Here is a 14,901-nt window from a genome sequence, read left to right as displayed (position 1 = left end):
AAAATGCACAAAATAAAATTGGGCTGACTTTGGAGCCAGCCTAATTATAATTTATACGCGAAAACATTAGCCAGATTATGTTAGCTCAATATTTAATGGTAGTCAGCGTTAAAAGACGTACTAATATCTTTATATTTAGAATATAATTTGATTTTATAGATATTATATGTTCCACGACCATTAAGTATAGACTTATCTACGCTTTTATTTGCGGATTTAAATATAAAATAATAATTACCATAAGGGATTGTAGTTTTATATTTTCCCGTATTGTCAATCGTACAACTATATTTTACTTTATTTGATTTGAGAATATCAACCAAACATATAGCTAATTCACCTTCTCTCCTAATTTGTTCTTCAGCGGAAATGTAAAAGTCATATTCTTTTAATTTGGCTATTGCTTGTTCTTGCCCAACAAGTTCTTTCCATTTGATGTATTGTAACAAAGATTCATACCCCATTTGTATAGAGTCATTTTTTAATTCAATATCTTGTTTGAAATATTTACATGGTATAATATATAATTTTGCACCAATATCGGCTTTCGTACCTGAACCATTGTCGTAAGTTACAAGCCCATTTACAGATGAATAACTAATCTGTTTGTTCTGCGAATAGGAAGTAAAACACATAATAGTATAAAGCAAAAAGAATAATATATTTTTTTTCATTTCTTATGTAATTTATTTAATAAATATTTTATGTCATTCTTGAATCTTTTTATATTAAAACGATTTTCGGGAAAATCGACATAGAAGAAAAATAGCAATGTTGAAAATGGTAGTATGACTACATAAAATATAATCCAATGCCACCCAGTAACACTAAAGCAGATCAGAAGAATCACTACTATCCAAACTAAAACTCCTAACATATAATAACCTCTTTTATAATTAAATACAAAAGTATTAATAAATAAAATTATGACAAATGATATTTTTTATGTTTTTCAACATACACGTGGAAGCAAGTTAGGGGTTGAGTATAATAATCTACTAAAAAATACTTTTATGGTATTATTTTCTATGATTATATAGAAAATACAATTATATTTGCGTTGAAATAAGATTAAAGTATAAGGCCATAGAGCTTGTTGTGGAGACTAAATATCTCTGCGGCAAGCTCTTTTTTTATATGTGTATATGAACGAACCGTATTCTATTTTGATGCAGAAAACTACCGAGAATGCTCCGGTCAAAGACAGCTTGGTGCATTTTGGAATTGTGTGCACTGAATTTCCGTTCAAGCCGGGTGGGGAAACGAAAGATTTACCCAAACGGGATTGGCCGGATGAAGACGGTGAAGATACTTACATACCCGATAAGCTGCTATTAAAGGCATACGACTTGGAAGCCGAGATGTGTTATAAGGGGGATTTGGGTACTGCATACGATAAAATTATGGCCTTTCAAAACTATCTCACGGGGGAGAATGGTGACGGTGCCACCTTGAAAATGTATAACTCGCACACGGGTATCGGGCGACAAGGACTTTACTTACTGGAGGTTGGAGATTTTGAATTTAACAAGTCCAATATGGATGAAGTCTTGACCTTCCCGGTAAAATTTAGAGTAACTGATCCTCGAACTCAAATAATCCCCTCGTATAGTGTTGCGGAACCGACAAAGATAGTTGCATTGGTTGAAAAAGTATAGCTGTATGGCATGGAAGGTTTATGATAAAACTGGCAATACGGTACGTTGTACGCTGAAAAGTTTGGAGTATAATGGTACATGGATGGGTGCATGTTTTGTGACAAGCACTCTGAAAAGTGCCGTGCCCATTCTTTTTGAGATAGGTGACTATGTTATGTACCGTGGCGAGAAGTTTGAGATAAACTATGATCCTACGGCATTAAAAAAGGCGGCAAGAAAAACTTCGGGAGAAGCGTTTGTTTATGATAACATAAAGTTTAACTGGCCGGGAGATGAATTGACGCGATGTGATTTTCTTGATTATGTGAAAAGTGATAATCAGATACACTTCACTTCTTTGCCAAAGTTCAGTTTCTTCGCTTCGTCTATACAAGATTTGGCAGACCGTGTTCAAGTAAATCTTGACCGTATATATACCGGAGCACAAAAATGGACGGTTGTCGTACACCCTGAATATGTGAGCACTACCAATGTAAACATTGATGTGAACAATATAAAGGTATGGGGTGCATTGGAGTTGCTCAATTCAAAATTTGGTGCGAACTTTGTTATTCGTGGCCGAACAATAACAATCGGTACTGCCGGTATTGCTGTGGGCAATATTTTCAAGTATGGACGTGGAAACGGTTTGTACGAAATTCAACGTACAGCCGATGCGGATCAACAGATTATTACGCGATTGCGTGCATACGGTAGTACAAGAAATATGCCTAACCGGTATTATAATAAGCTCTCAAACAGTTCTCTTACCAATTATTTGCCGAATAACATGGCCGTGGAAAATCTGATGTTACCTGATTTTCCTAAGACAACGCTTGATCCATATATTGACAGCAAGAATATTGCTGTGCTTGGCATTCGGGAAGGGAGTGTTTATTTTGACGGTACCGGTGATTTGGAAGAAATATGTCCTTCAATGGAAGGTATGACCGCCGAACAGTTGAAAGATGCAGGTATTTATGTATCGTTGGATGCCGGGGATAATGGCAATCTTGACGAAGTGGCTGATGCCGAACAACTGACAGATGATGGTACAATGGATAGCCTGAAAGAAGGTGAAGATGTCCCACCTTTTACAATAACGCTAAAAGATGTTGGTTTCAATATAAACGATTACCTAACTTCTGAAACAGCCACCATTAGCATGAAAAACGGCATGTGTGGTGGCCGGGATTTTGAAATAACCAAATGTGAGAAGAAGGGCAATAAATATGTGCTGACTTGTAACCGTGTATATGATGAAAGTCTGAAATTATATTTCCCATACAAGGATTACAATATAAAGTCCGGTGACAAGTTTGTCCTGCTTTATATTGATATGCCGGACGTTTATATTCAGGCCGCTTCACAACGGTTGCTTGCTACCGCGAAAAAATATCTTGCAAAGAATGACTATGTGCGCTATTCGTATGAACCGAAGGTGGATGATATTTTCATGGCACGCCAACATGATGAGGCTGTTGCAAGGGGGGAAGCAAGCATACATGATACTTTGAAAGAAGGGGACTTGATGCTATTCACTGATAGCGATCTTGGTATTGAAGGCAGCATCATTATTGATACCCTTATTATCAAAGAGGGAGAAAATATGATACCGAAGTACACTATGACACTTCGGGAGGAAAAGGCTGTTGGATCGCTTGAAAAAATCCAAAATCAGATAGACTCTATTGCAGGTGGTGGGCAGGGAACCGGTGGCTTGAATACCCAACAGATACAGTCTATCATCCGTTCACTGGGCAATCAGCTTTTTCTTTCGCGCACCCACAATGATACGGCAGCTGGGCTTATCGGCTTCTTAGCCGGTGCTATCTTTGGTGCAAGCGGTTTTGCAGAGGGTTTGACCGGCTTTGGGGCGAAAATAGACAGCATGGGACGTGGGTATATGGAAAGCCTCACGTTACGCAGGTTTTTAGAGGTGCCGGAATTGCGTTTTAACCGTGCTGAAATTGTGCTTGGTGACAAATGGCGTTCTCCCGGTGCTGGAATTATAGAGAGTGTTGAGCCTGATTATGATGCTGATGGTAACTTGCTACGTTCCGGGACAATAAGTTTGAAATTACAAGACGGTGAAATAGGTGCTGTGGCTGTGGATGATATTTGCATGGGGTATTTCCATGACTATGAAACGCCGGGGAATAATGCGGTATCTGATATAGATGATAGCCGTGGCAACCGTATGTTTGCCGGTTTCTGTACAATCTATTTTCGTATTACAGAAATATTGGATGCCGGAACAAACAAAAGGTTTCGCTATGTGCTTCGTGGTGTTTCTGATCGTTGGCAATATTCTTTCCATCCGTGTGAGGCTTTGCATTTTGTCGCTTATGGCAACTTTACAAACAAGGAACGCCAGACTTCCGCTTATGAGACGAGGACATACCGCCGTTTCTTGGTAGGGGTAAATGACTGGGAGTTTACAAAGAGTATGGTTGCAATGCAGGATGGGGATTTGAGCAATCTCAACATCTTCGGGTTGGATATGACCGGTTATTCCGCTTATCTGAATAACATTTATATGACCGGCACAATCGAACAGTTACAGATAGATGCACCAGTACGCATTGAGATTGATACGCAAGGTGACAATTTTCTTGCTTATGGTGAATCAATGGAAATTACTTGCAAGGTCTTTAAAGGTTGGGAGGATATTACAGACACAGTTAGACAATGGGCTATCCGAAGGGATAGTGGAGATACCGCCGATGATGAAGCTTGGAATATCAAGCATAAAGATTTCAACGGTTCAATAACGATACATAACACAAAGGAAATTAGTGATTTAGGAAATAATTCAGTAACAGTGGTAAGTACCTTGTTTACCATAACGGCAACAAATGATACTGCATCAGTAGAAGCAATTGTGACGATATGATAGAGAGTGAAAAGAAAAGAATCAGAAAAGAGTTTCAACCGCTTACGATTGCAGTAAGCTTGAAGATAATGACACCGAACAGTCCGGCCAATCAGGTCTATAATCCGGTGGCAAATGAATATGATCCTGACCGTGGGGTTACTCCGCTGGTGATTTTACCGGAAGTCATAGCGAATGCCGCTGACGGTAGCTGGGATATGCCTTATGTTAATTCTTTGTTGGCAGAAATGAACTGGTTTGCTAATGGAGAGAATATTTCTGCAATCAGTTCATGGAATGGGAAGTACAGTATAGATACGGTTGGAGATACACGCGGTGCCATTACCATAAGCAGAAATGTGGCTCCGGGTGAAAGTTTTGAGTTGTATTTTGAAGGTCTGATAGCTGATACCCGGCTTGGGGTGAATATTCCCGTTAAGACTGACTCTATCATGTTGACAACGGTAGATAAGAGTGAAGATACCTACGGTTTGTCTATTGGGGATAGTCAGATAATCCAGTACAATCCATTTCTTGACAAGCTTTTGTTGTATGATTACAAGGTAGCCAACAATTTGATTTCCGCATCTACGGCCAATAGGAATGCAGCTTTGGATGAAAATTCATACGAGCGCACCATTCCACTTATGGTAACAAAGGGAGTGAATAAAATAACTACCGGATATACAATTGAACTTTATCAGGTGAACAGCATATCAAGTCAAACAATGCTGACTACCGCAAACCATGAAATAGTGGCTTTGTCCTTAACCAGCCTGATAATGGACTTGCGTTTGGTCGAGAAGGGGGATTACTTGCTGTTGGTGAAGGTTGGTGGAAAGGAGGTTGCAAGACAGCAATTCTCCGTCAATCGTGTTTATCCAAAATTTACGTGCATACCGGCAAGTCAGGCTTCCATCAATCCTGATGAAATCCTGCATAGGAATATAGCTATGGTACAGTGGAATGGAGAAATTGTGCCGATACCGGCACCGATTATCCGCATGGTATGGTTTACGGACAGTGCAAATAAGACCGGGGTACAATGGCAGGAGGGGGAAAAAACTGTGATAATGTTGGATGGAACCGGTATTGGTGAAACTTATCTTGACGATTGGTTGGACGTGTACATTAAGGCCGAGCAAAAAAAGGCTTTCTCTGTATTGACTGATGGGACAAATGAATATACGGACAGTAACGGGAACATATATATAAATAATTGATATGAGGTATGTTGTAGCAAATAAGGAAAAGGCTTTGGATGCCGGGGTTCTGTTGTTGGGGCACTTGGTAAAGGGAGAATCCATCATCTTGAATGAAAAGGAGGTAATGTGCCTGCCTTCTCTTGATGGAGAACTGGAAGATAGAATACTGTTGTTGGACGGTATCGTTTATACTAATACAAGCATGAATCAAATTATATCAGAAGGAGGTTGGGAATATGGCAGAAAATTATAGTGCCCAAAATAGCATCACGATTAAACGTCTTCGTTCCAATGACAGCCTGATGCTGACTTTTGAAAATAATGGCATTCCATTGTTTCAGGCCGTAGATGAAGAAAGTGGGGCTGTCTCTCCTGATTGGAGTATAGCTGCGAATCAGCCGGTACGGACACCCAAAGTAACTTCGGCACGTGGGTTGGCGGTCAGTTTGTCTGGTCATAGTTGGGCTTACAATGGAGTGGCTTTAAATTTTAACGGTGCGGAAAGTGGAGGTTGGAAAAAAGACAGTACGGGCAAATTCTCTTTGAATACCAGTACCGGTGCCATTAAAATTGTCGGAAACTTGGCAAGCAAAACGAATATTGCAGGAGATACATTGACTTATTCATGTGTCGCTTCTACGGCAGGTGTTGAGTATAATTTGACCGGGGAACTGCCTATTGCCATTCAGAATATGGGAGCCAGCTCTTACTATCTTGCTATTCTTGCAAGTACCGAACAGTTAACAAGCAAAGTAACAAGTTGTACTCTGACTACCAAGCTGTATGCCGGTGCCAATGCCATTACCGATTACTATATAAAATGGTATAAGGACACGGCGGCTTGGACTGATAAGAACGGACAGAAAAGTGTAACTGTTACCCGTGGTGATGTGGACGGTACCCAGTTATTCATAGCAGAAGTTTATCAGTCTTCAAGTGCTTCACAACCGATAGCACGTGCCGGGGTACGTATCATTGATACGGCAGATGAATTTCAAATTGTATGTTATATAACTTCTTCCAACAAAGAGGTTGATACCGGACAACCCGTTACAGTAAGTGCCAAGATTGTAAATATGACTACGGGGTCAACTTATACTCCTACTTCCGCATCGTGGACTATGGATGTGATGGATAAGGAAAACTGGAAGAGTTTGAAACATTCTACAACAAATTCTATATCTGTAACAACAACGGAAACTGACAGAAACGGGACTCAATATGATGTTGATGTTTTGGCAGAATGTCATTTTAATTAACATAAAAACAAAATAATATTATGGCAACTAAAGGATTAGGAAATGAAACATTGGTGACCTCCATTCTGCGTTCCAATACAGTATTGGTGGAAGTTGGTGGTAGTGTCAGACGCATTACCGTGGAAAACTTCATGAATGCTATTAATAATGGTGACGAACAAATGTTGAGGCAGGTGGCTTGGGGGATTCCAATCAAACAATCAACCCAAAGTAGCACGAACTATGGTGTGATAGGTAATACAGCCGCATGGACAGAATACAAGTTGTATTGTGGCCGTTATCTCGTAACGAATGATGGAAGGGCTGCTAAAATGTCCCCTACCAATAGTGCGGTGTTTGCTGATGGTACTGCGGTGGATGAAACCAAAGGGCATGTGATGTGGATAGGGCCACGTTTGTATTATCGTGTACAGACTGACAGTGTAAGTGGTGTACCAGTCTTATGGCTCTCGATGCTACCTATTGGCGGTGAGTTTATTGGTGGGGCAAATGGTGGAATGTATAACTGTATCGGTGCATACAAAGGCTCCATGTCAGGTAGCGCACTTGTTTCACGTTCAGGAGTTGCACCGGCAGGCAGCAAGACAATCAACGCATTTTGGAATGCTGCACAAGTGAACGGTAAGGAATGGGGACTGACCGATTACGATCAGAGAAAGCTTATTATGATGTTGGGGCTGTCCCAGTACGGAGATACCAATATTCAAGCCAAACTTGGTTATGGTGTGGGTGGTAGCTCCAGTAAAGACTTGTGGGCTGCTGCGGCAGCATTGCAAACTGGCGCAACAAAGAGTCTCGGTGACAATTGGGGCAAAATAGCTATTTCTGTGGTGAATGGAAGTAATACTGGAGTGGATTGTTCACGGGTGAACATGATGGGTATAGAAGATCCTTATGGGTGGCAGTGGGAATTTCTGCAAGGAGTATTTTGCGGTAGTTCCAACAATAGTGCTCAAAGTGGAACGGAAATTTTCATTTACAAAGGAAACCGTTTACCGACTACTGCTGAATTAGCTGCGCATCCAAATGGTGAATACAGACAAGCTACCCGTCAGACAGCTTCCGGTCAAGTGCAGGAAATAATTCTTGGGGAGCATTTTGATATTTTCCCGAAAAAGATTGGTGGAAACAGCACTTCTTATTGGGCTGATTATTCATGGGCAAACACTACTGGGCAGCTGGTTCTTTGGGGCGGTAATGCGAATAACGGTGCGGGTTGCGGCCTCGCTTATGCGGACTCGAGGAACGATTGGTCGAACTCGTATGCGTCGGTCGGCTCTCGCCTTGCGTATTTTGGGAATTTAACATTTGTTAGCGGTGCATCTTTGATGGCTGCATAATAGATTTTGAAATATTAGTTCTTTGAATTTCAATTAATTAAAACCCGTCCACCTTCTCGTTTTACGGCAACGGATAACGGGACGAAAGCCGAAAGGCGTGGACGGTTGGCAGAGGGGAACAAGAGCTGGTTCTTTGGGGCGGTAATGCGAATAACGGTGCGAATTGCGGCCTCGCTTATGCGAACTCGAATAACGATTGGTCGAACTCGAATGCGAATATCGGCTCTCGCCATACTTATTTATCGTAGAGTAATCTGCGAGTTCTCCGAGCCATGACCTTGCAGGATTTATATCGTTGCAACGTAGTAATCAATTGGTTACGATGTCAGAAAATCAAGAATGCGGAAAGGTTGCCCAATTTGCGAAAGGCAACAAGCGGTGTTAGTAGGTTGGTTCTCGAAAGCTCCGGGCGAATTATTCAAGCAAGTAAAAACAGCTTGCAGTTATCGGAATAATTAAAATAGTCTGAACAAGACAAAATTGGAAGTATGGTGTAAATTTTAAAACAAAGCAGCAGTGAATATTGGAAGAAGTGATATTGATTGGAAGAGTCTATCGCATAATGAAATTGATAGAATTATAGCGGAAAGGATAGAGGCTGACAATAAACGGATAGAAGCAAACGGTGGAAAGAAATCTAAAAGAGCCGGGTATATTCTTGAACGTATAGCAGAGATAAATAATTTACGTGAAGCGGACAAAGAAGCACAAGATGGGAAGGTTAAGAAAAACCGCTTTATCAGGCGGCATAATCTACACCCGGAAGAAGACCTCCGAGCTTTGCAGTTGATGATCCTGACATTGGATTTTCCGGCACCGGATTATAGCGTAATGAGAGTAAAAAGTGATGCAGGAAAGGTTCGAGATATTGTCAAACAGAAATATTTCCCGTGGCGTATATTGCACCATGCAATTATGAGGGTGATTGAAGAAGATGTTTATAGAAATTTGATTTATGATACAAGTGCGTGTATCAAGGGAAAGGGATTACATTTTGGAGTAAGGAGAATGAAACGTTTTCTTCACCGGTATCCGGAATACAAATGGTTCGTAAAGACTGATTTCAAAAAGTTCTATCAAAGTATTCTTCATGAGCTTATTGTTGCTGCATTGAGAAGGAAATTCAAAGATGAACGATTTATTAAATTGATCGAGATAGCTGTTTTATCGTATGACAGCGGAACAGAGTTAGTTGACGTATTGGAGAATGAAGTTGAACGGAAGAAGAGGTGTTCCGATTGGAGCATTTACAAGCCAACCTATCGGGAATTTTGCGGCAAGCCGGATAGATCATACAATGAAGGAGAAATATCGTGTCAAATGCCTGCATAGATATTGCGATGATAATGTTATGCTGGCTCGTTCTAAGGCCGAAGCGTTGTTTCTTATTCGTGCGTATGAACGGGAAAGTGCAAAAGTTGGGTTGGTAGTTAAAGCAAACAGTTGTATTGCTCCGATAGGAACAGAAACAAAAAATGGGAACAAAAAGCATAGAAAGCGAAAACGTAGTAAGAGGAAGAAGGATTAACTTTTTGGGCTATTGCTTCACGAAAGATAATGTTCGGATGCGTAAAAATATGAAAAAGAACTTTGCCCGAAAGGTGAAACGAATAAAAAGCCGGAAACGTAACCGCGAGATACGAGCTTCATACTGGGGCTGGTGTAAGTGGGGAGATTGTAAGAATTTATGGAGAACAGTAACAAATAATGATATGAGTTTTGCAGATAAAGGTATCAAACAGAGTGGTAGAACAAAGGACGGAAAGAAGTTCTTCGATGTAAAAGAGACAAGATTGATGGATATTCTCAATGTCCCTATAACAGTGGTGGACTTTGAAACGAATGTGAAGACAAAGCAAGGTGAAGGTAGATATTGTGTTCTTTTTGAACAGAACGGACAACGTAGCAAATTCATAACGAACTGTTACAATCTGAAAGATGTGTTGGATCAGGCTCGCGAAGCGGAGAATAACGGTCAGAAGATTTTTCCAGTGGAAAATGTGATTGTCAAGCGGCGTTCGTTAGGTGACGGGAAGAGTGCTTATTATTTTGAAGAAAAATTATAAAAATGGAGGTAATTTATGAAAAGTTATGGAACTCTTGTAGGAGAACTGCCGACTGGTATTGAATTTGTAGTTGAAGGTGCGTTGCTACGCATTTACTTCGACTTTGAGAGAAGAGAAGCTGTTCAAAAGGCCGGTTCGGAAGATGTGGTGGTTGAAGACCAGTATGTCTGTGAAAACGTGGATGTTGAAGGGGAACATGATTATGACAGTATTGTAAGTGCCATTATCATGGAACGTTATGATGCGAATAAACGTGATGCCATTTTCGCCAACTTGGAAATGGCACGTGATATGGCTTCGGAACTTGACGAAGGTAAGCGTGCCGAATATCTGAAAGAATACACTGATTATCAGAGTTATCGTATCAAGGCTAAGGAGATCGCAAAAGAAGTATTAGCAAAATTGAAGTAATCCGGTATGGAGGCGCAAGGGCATATATTAATACGAAGAAAGGCCAAAAATGGAATTGACGGTACTAATGGGGAACCGGGGAAAAACGGGCTGCAAGGCTGTATTCTCCGACAATCCGAATGGGCTAAAGGCATAGAGTATCGCAATGACGAGGCTTTGACTTCCGGTACCCGGTACTTGGATATTGCAATTGTGACTACCGGTGCTAATACGTTTAATGCGTATAAATGTCTGAAAACTCATACGTCCAGTGATTCCATTCCGGTGACAAATACAACTTATTGGCAGAAGTTTAATTCTTTGGTGCCAGTGTACACTCCGCTTATCATGGCTCAAAATGCTATTCTACGGTTCATGCAGGGTAATCAGCTTTTGATAATGAAGGGCGATAATAAAACGGTTGCAGCAGGTCTTGTTGGTGGTGACTATCCGTTATGGGTTGGAGCTACAACACCGACTGATGCGCCATATAAGGTGAGTATAGCAGGGAAACTCTATGCGGCTGGTGCGGTTATTTCAGGTGACAGCACTTTTGAAGGTACATTGAAAGGTGTATCAGGCTCTTTTACAAGGTTGAATTGCGTGAATGCTGCTGGTGATGCGGTTGGAGGAATCAGCTTTGGAAGTGATGGAAGAATGTGGTTTGATGGTGATATGTATCATCAAGGTACTAAGGATAACCGGTCATTACGTTTCTACACTTCTGACTTATGGTGTAGAGGCGTGTTTGGCGCAAGGGAAAGAAGCATTATGGTAGTTTACGGCTCCTATGCCTATGTGTACACAAAAGGTGCTGATAAAACCGGTACTTATATACCTTTGACTTCCGGGACTTCCTCTGCTAACGAAACTTATTATACAGTTCCTTGCTATTCGCCAAGATACGATTATAACGGTGAAACTTCGGGTTTTCCAGTTGATACGGTTATATTTAGAATAACATCGAATGTAACCTACCGTTATCTTTTGAGTCTTGCCGTCACCCAAAGGATATTCGTGGTTAATGCAAATGACAATTATAATAATGTTCAGATATATGCGAATGGAACAAAGCAAACATTGAATGGCGGTTCCATGCACCATTGTATGCAGTTGGTGAATTTTATGTATCCGTCACCGAACTCTGACTGGTTGGGAAGAGGACTGATGTTCGGTGCTTCAAATGATAATGATTGGAAGTGATTATGAAAAGGATAAATTTTGAAAGAATTGAGATATTTGTTGATATTGATAAGACGAGATGTTCCGTTGAGAACTACAAGAAGGATTTTGCCAATATCATTTATCAACTTGGCAGGGGAATAGAGGCTCATGCCCTCGCATTTAAAATATTCAACTCCAATGGAGAAATTGAGTATAACGATGAAGAGTGTAATATGATTAAGGAATACGCAAGTTTATGTTCCCCAGCCTTTATTGATGCTATCAACAAATTACTATTGGAATAAAAATAATAAACGCAAACACAAAAGGATATGAACGACATTATTGAAACATTCATTCACGACCATTTGTTTTTACATTTGGTTTTGATAGCGGTAAGTATGACAGCTATCATAATCGCAATAGGGATAGATTTTATTTCGGGGATTCAGAAGGCCAAACAGCGTGGGGAACTTCGTACCTCGAAGAAGTACAAAATGACAGCGACAAAAGCGAAGAAATATTTTAATCCGTTTCTGACACTGGTTATGATTGACCTTATATGTTGCATCGTCATTCCATTTCCAGTATTCGCTATGTTATGGGCGGTTTATTGCGTTTTCTGTGAGTTCAAATCGGTACGTGAGAAATCATGGGAAAAGGCCGAGCTTCGGAAAGCGGAAAAGACCATGAGTATAATCATTGAGAATAAGGACGATATAGCACGACTGGCCGCACAAATATTGTTTGAAACACAAAAAGAAAAGGAGGATAAAAATGACACGGGGACTACGGAATAATAATCCGTTAAATATACGGAGAAATAATACGAAATGGCAGGGGTTGTCTGCAACACAGACAGATAAAAGTTTCTTTCAGTTTAAAACTATGGCATACGGTTATCGTGCTGCTTTTAAAACTCTTCAAACTTATATTCTTAATAAGTATGATACTGACAAAGACGGCACGGCCAATGAACTTGAAGATGTTATTATGCGATGGGCACCGCCATGTGAGAACAATACTGAAGTGTATATTGCCACAGTCGAAAAGCGTTCAGGCATATCTCGTCATACAATTCTGAACAGAAACAACCGGGAACAACTTATTGCGGTGGTGGCTGCAATGAGTTATGTTGAGAATGGTGTTCCTGCAAACATGGATGAGGTAAGGAAAGGTTGGGAGTTGATATAGGAAACAAACATATAAACACATAGAAGATATGGCAAACTTGAATTTTACTCTTAAAGAAGAGGATTGGTACGAAAGCCAACCTATACAGTTATCTACTGGGAAATTTGCTATTAGCATCAATTTTGGAGATGCAGCAAACAACAGAGTTGTTGTGTACAAAAGTTCTAATGGAAAGGATTATGTACCTTACAAAACAGCACTTGGGGTTGGAGAGTTCTGTGATATGAATGTCGACGGGTTGATAGCCGGACAATATGTTATGGTAGGATGTAATGAACTTCCTATTTCATCTTCATTTTTGGAAAGTTCTGATGGTAGCAGCAGTGCGAGCAAATCGGATATTTTAGCAGAAAGCGGACGTGCTCAACTGGCAGAGTCCCAACTGGAACAGTCCATAAATGCGGTGAAGACCGCTTTGGATGAATTGGTTGGTACTGTTGATGCGACTACGGCCATTGACACCTTCAATGAAATTGAAACCTTCCTTGCAGGAGTAACCAATGAAAAAACTCTGACTGGAATGTTGGCTGTTACTGATGGAAAGGCCGTGACCGCACAAACAACGGCTGATGCTGCAAAAAGTACAGCTCAAACAGCTCTTAGCAAAGCCACTGCCAATGAAACAAAACTTAATACAATACCTGAAATGCCGGAGAATGACGGTAAGATATATGGTTTCTGTAATGGTGCATGGGTAGTTATTGCGGAAGTTGGTAAAAATGTATATACAGATTGATTATGAGATTGAAGATAGGTATAGGAGTAATCTTTGTGTTACTCCTTGCGGCAACCTTTTTGATGTACCGGTTGTGGCAGGAAGAGAAGAAGGAAAGTGCCCGACTTTCAGATAATATGAAAAGTCTCTGTACTGGGCTTGAAGAATATAAGATTAGGGATAGTCTAAATGTGGTTGAAAACCATGTTTTACGGCTTAACATAGAAGAATTGAAAGAGCTGCGGAGTGCGGATGCAAAACTAATAAAAGAATTGAATCTGCGTCCAAAAGAAGTCGAATATATCACAACCACAAAAGTTGTCACTAAAGACAGTATTGTATTTGTTCTGAAAGACAGCTGTTTCAATTATTCAGATAAATGGGTGGATTTTTATGCAAATATTCCTGACAGCACATTTACTTATGAAGTGAGAGACAGTCTTTCAAGTGCGATAAGCCGGATATATAAACACAGGTTCCTATGGTGGAGATGGGGGACAAAGGGGTATAAACAAACGATAGTCAATCATAACCCACGAAGCAAAATCGTTTATAATGAAATTGTAAAGGTGGAACATTAATTAATAAGAAGGGAGCCGAAATGCTCCCTTCTCCTTTTTCTTTAGAAAGGCAAATCGTCTTTTTGTTCCCCAAAATCCACTGGCGGTTGAGGTATGGCAGTTTGTACGGGTGCCGCGGTGGATGATGCCCCCTGATAATAAGTTTGGGGCTGTTGCGCTGCGGTAGGCTGTCCTGGATTACGGAGTGTTGCTTTCCAGCAAGTAATGGAGTTAAACCATTTTCCTTGCCATTCATTCGCATTAATATCTATTTCAATATCAACGTCTTGCCCGACTGCTAATCCAAAATTCTGAATATTGCTATTCATTACTGAAAAAGCGACTTTTTTAGGGTATTGGCCGGGAATTTCCAAAACGAAATCTTGTCTTTGCCAGTTGTTACCATTTTTTGAGACACCCGATTGTATCGGTTGTGCCACAATAATTTTTCCTTCTAATTTCATTGTTCGCTTATAAATAGTTAAACACTATATGC

The 14,901-nt window shown here is 40.4% G+C and carries 17 protein-coding genes; 15 read left to right on the top strand and 2 right to left on the bottom strand.

The window, feature by feature from the left end; genetic code table 11:
- Positions 1-92 precede the first annotated feature (92 nt).
- Complete coding sequence (locus DWW10_RS14260; RefSeq protein ID WP_005794395.1) at positions 93-674, bottom strand: hypothetical protein; 582 nt, start codon at positions 672-674, stop codon at positions 93-95.
- Positions 675-1,145: 471 nt separating this feature from the next.
- Between DWW10_RS14260 and DWW10_RS14250 the strand changes: the two genes are divergently transcribed.
- From DWW10_RS14250 to DWW10_RS14170, 15 genes are all read left to right on the top strand, one after another.
- Positions 1,146-1,658 carry a hypothetical protein gene (locus DWW10_RS14250; protein ID WP_005794392.1) on the top strand — a complete coding sequence of 171 codons (513 nt, stop codon included), beginning with the start codon at positions 1,146-1,148 and terminating at the stop codon, positions 1,656-1,658.
- 4 nt (positions 1,659-1,662) lie between these two features.
- Positions 1,663-4,533, top strand: coding sequence for a hypothetical protein (locus tag DWW10_RS14245; protein ID WP_005794390.1), 2,871 nt, complete (start codon positions 1,663-1,665; stop codon positions 4,531-4,533).
- Positions 4,530-5,735, top strand: coding sequence for a hypothetical protein (locus DWW10_RS14240; RefSeq protein ID WP_005794386.1), 1,206 nt, complete (start codon positions 4,530-4,532; stop codon positions 5,733-5,735). Before DWW10_RS14245 ends, DWW10_RS14240 begins: the two co-directional genes overlap by 4 nt.
- 1 nt (position 5,736) lies before the next feature.
- Positions 5,737-5,970, top strand: a complete 234-nt coding sequence (locus DWW10_RS14235; RefSeq protein ID WP_005794383.1) for a hypothetical protein — start codon at positions 5,737-5,739, stop codon at positions 5,968-5,970.
- Positions 5,954-6,976, top strand: a complete 1,023-nt coding sequence (locus tag DWW10_RS14230; protein ID WP_005794381.1) for a hypothetical protein — start codon at positions 5,954-5,956, stop codon at positions 6,974-6,976. The genes DWW10_RS14235 and DWW10_RS14230 overlap by 17 nt, the downstream gene beginning before the upstream one ends.
- A gap of 20 nt (positions 6,977-6,996) precedes the next feature.
- Entirely contained in the window at positions 6,997-8,316 is a 1,320-nt protein-coding gene (locus tag DWW10_RS14225) for a hypothetical protein (RefSeq protein WP_118487095.1), read from the top strand.
- 516 nt (positions 8,317-8,832) lie between these two features.
- Positions 8,833-9,648 carry an RNA-dependent RNA polymerase family protein gene (locus DWW10_RS14215; RefSeq protein ID WP_005794376.1) on the top strand — a complete coding sequence of 272 codons (816 nt, stop codon included), beginning with the start codon at positions 8,833-8,835 and terminating at the stop codon, positions 9,646-9,648.
- 245 nt (positions 9,649-9,893) lie between these two features.
- Positions 9,894-10,382, top strand: a complete 489-nt coding sequence (locus DWW10_RS14205) for a hypothetical protein (protein ID WP_259320491.1) — start codon at positions 9,894-9,896, stop codon at positions 10,380-10,382.
- A gap of 15 nt (positions 10,383-10,397) precedes the next feature.
- Entirely contained in the window at positions 10,398-10,793 is a 396-nt protein-coding gene (locus tag DWW10_RS14200) for a hypothetical protein (protein ID WP_005794372.1), read from the top strand.
- A 6-nt stretch (positions 10,794-10,799) separates the two neighbouring features.
- Positions 10,800-11,975 carry a hypothetical protein gene (locus DWW10_RS14195; protein ID WP_118038030.1) on the top strand — a complete coding sequence of 392 codons (1,176 nt, stop codon included), beginning with the start codon at positions 10,800-10,802 and terminating at the stop codon, positions 11,973-11,975.
- A 2-nt stretch (positions 11,976-11,977) separates the two neighbouring features.
- Positions 11,978-12,241: a hypothetical protein gene (locus tag DWW10_RS14190; protein WP_004326738.1), complete on the top strand. Its 264-nt coding sequence runs from the start codon at positions 11,978-11,980 to the stop codon at positions 12,239-12,241.
- A 27-nt stretch (positions 12,242-12,268) separates the two neighbouring features.
- Entirely contained in the window at positions 12,269-12,736 is a 468-nt protein-coding gene (locus DWW10_RS14185) for a hypothetical protein (protein WP_118487093.1), read from the top strand.
- Complete coding sequence (locus DWW10_RS14180) at positions 12,714-13,130, top strand: hypothetical protein (protein WP_005794367.1); 417 nt, start codon at positions 12,714-12,716, stop codon at positions 13,128-13,130. The genes DWW10_RS14185 and DWW10_RS14180 overlap by 23 nt, the downstream gene beginning before the upstream one ends.
- A gap of 28 nt (positions 13,131-13,158) precedes the next feature.
- Positions 13,159-13,866 carry a hypothetical protein gene (locus DWW10_RS14175; protein ID WP_005794365.1) on the top strand — a complete coding sequence of 236 codons (708 nt, stop codon included), beginning with the start codon at positions 13,159-13,161 and terminating at the stop codon, positions 13,864-13,866.
- Entirely contained in the window at positions 13,863-14,426 is a 564-nt protein-coding gene (locus tag DWW10_RS14170) for a DUF6549 family protein (RefSeq protein WP_005794364.1), read from the top strand. Before DWW10_RS14175 ends, DWW10_RS14170 begins: the two co-directional genes overlap by 4 nt.
- 41 nt (positions 14,427-14,467) lie before the next feature.
- On the opposite strand, the gene DWW10_RS14165 is transcribed toward DWW10_RS14170, so the two are convergent.
- Positions 14,468-14,869 carry a DUF3127 domain-containing protein gene (locus DWW10_RS14165; RefSeq protein ID WP_004326735.1) on the bottom strand — a complete coding sequence of 134 codons (402 nt, stop codon included), beginning with the start codon at positions 14,867-14,869 and terminating at the stop codon, positions 14,468-14,470.
- Positions 14,870-14,901: the final 32 nt, after the last annotated feature.

The sequence above is a fragment of the Bacteroides intestinalis genome (assembly GCF_003464595.1).
Taxonomy (GTDB): domain Bacteria; phylum Bacteroidota; class Bacteroidia; order Bacteroidales; family Bacteroidaceae; genus Bacteroides; species Bacteroides intestinalis_A.
Note: the sequence above shows the minus strand (reverse complement) of the source record. Positions and strands in the feature narration are given on the sequence as shown.

Excerpts from the sequence above, each read along its gene's own strand:
- DWW10_RS14260 (WP_005794395.1), bottom strand. The coding sequence starts at position 674 with ATGAAAAAAAATATATTATTCTTTTTGCTTTATACTATTATGTGTTTT.
- DWW10_RS14250 (WP_005794392.1), top strand. The coding sequence starts at position 1,146 with ATGAACGAACCGTATTCTATTTTGATGCAGAAAACTACCGAGAATGCT.
- DWW10_RS14245 (WP_005794390.1), top strand. The coding sequence starts at position 1,663 with ATGGCATGGAAGGTTTATGATAAAACTGGCAATACGGTACGTTGTACG.
- DWW10_RS14240 (WP_005794386.1), top strand. The coding sequence starts at position 4,530 with ATGATAGAGAGTGAAAAGAAAAGAATCAGAAAAGAGTTTCAACCGCTT.
- DWW10_RS14235 (WP_005794383.1), top strand. The coding sequence starts at position 5,737 with ATGAGGTATGTTGTAGCAAATAAGGAAAAGGCTTTGGATGCCGGGGTT.
- DWW10_RS14230 (WP_005794381.1), top strand. The coding sequence starts at position 5,954 with ATGGCAGAAAATTATAGTGCCCAAAATAGCATCACGATTAAACGTCTT.
- DWW10_RS14225 (WP_118487095.1), top strand. The coding sequence starts at position 6,997 with ATGGCAACTAAAGGATTAGGAAATGAAACATTGGTGACCTCCATTCTG.
- DWW10_RS14205 (WP_259320491.1), top strand. The coding sequence starts at position 9,894 with ATGAAAAAGAACTTTGCCCGAAAGGTGAAACGAATAAAAAGCCGGAAA.
- DWW10_RS14200 (WP_005794372.1), top strand. The coding sequence starts at position 10,398 with ATGAAAAGTTATGGAACTCTTGTAGGAGAACTGCCGACTGGTATTGAA.
- DWW10_RS14195 (WP_118038030.1), top strand. The coding sequence starts at position 10,800 with ATGGAGGCGCAAGGGCATATATTAATACGAAGAAAGGCCAAAAATGGA.
- DWW10_RS14190 (WP_004326738.1), top strand. The coding sequence starts at position 11,978 with ATGAAAAGGATAAATTTTGAAAGAATTGAGATATTTGTTGATATTGAT.
- DWW10_RS14185 (WP_118487093.1), top strand. The coding sequence starts at position 12,269 with ATGAACGACATTATTGAAACATTCATTCACGACCATTTGTTTTTACAT.
- DWW10_RS14180 (WP_005794367.1), top strand. The coding sequence starts at position 12,714 with ATGACACGGGGACTACGGAATAATAATCCGTTAAATATACGGAGAAAT.
- DWW10_RS14175 (WP_005794365.1), top strand. The coding sequence starts at position 13,159 with ATGGCAAACTTGAATTTTACTCTTAAAGAAGAGGATTGGTACGAAAGC.
- DWW10_RS14165 (WP_004326735.1), bottom strand. The coding sequence starts at position 14,869 with ATGAAATTAGAAGGAAAAATTATTGTGGCACAACCGATACAATCGGGT.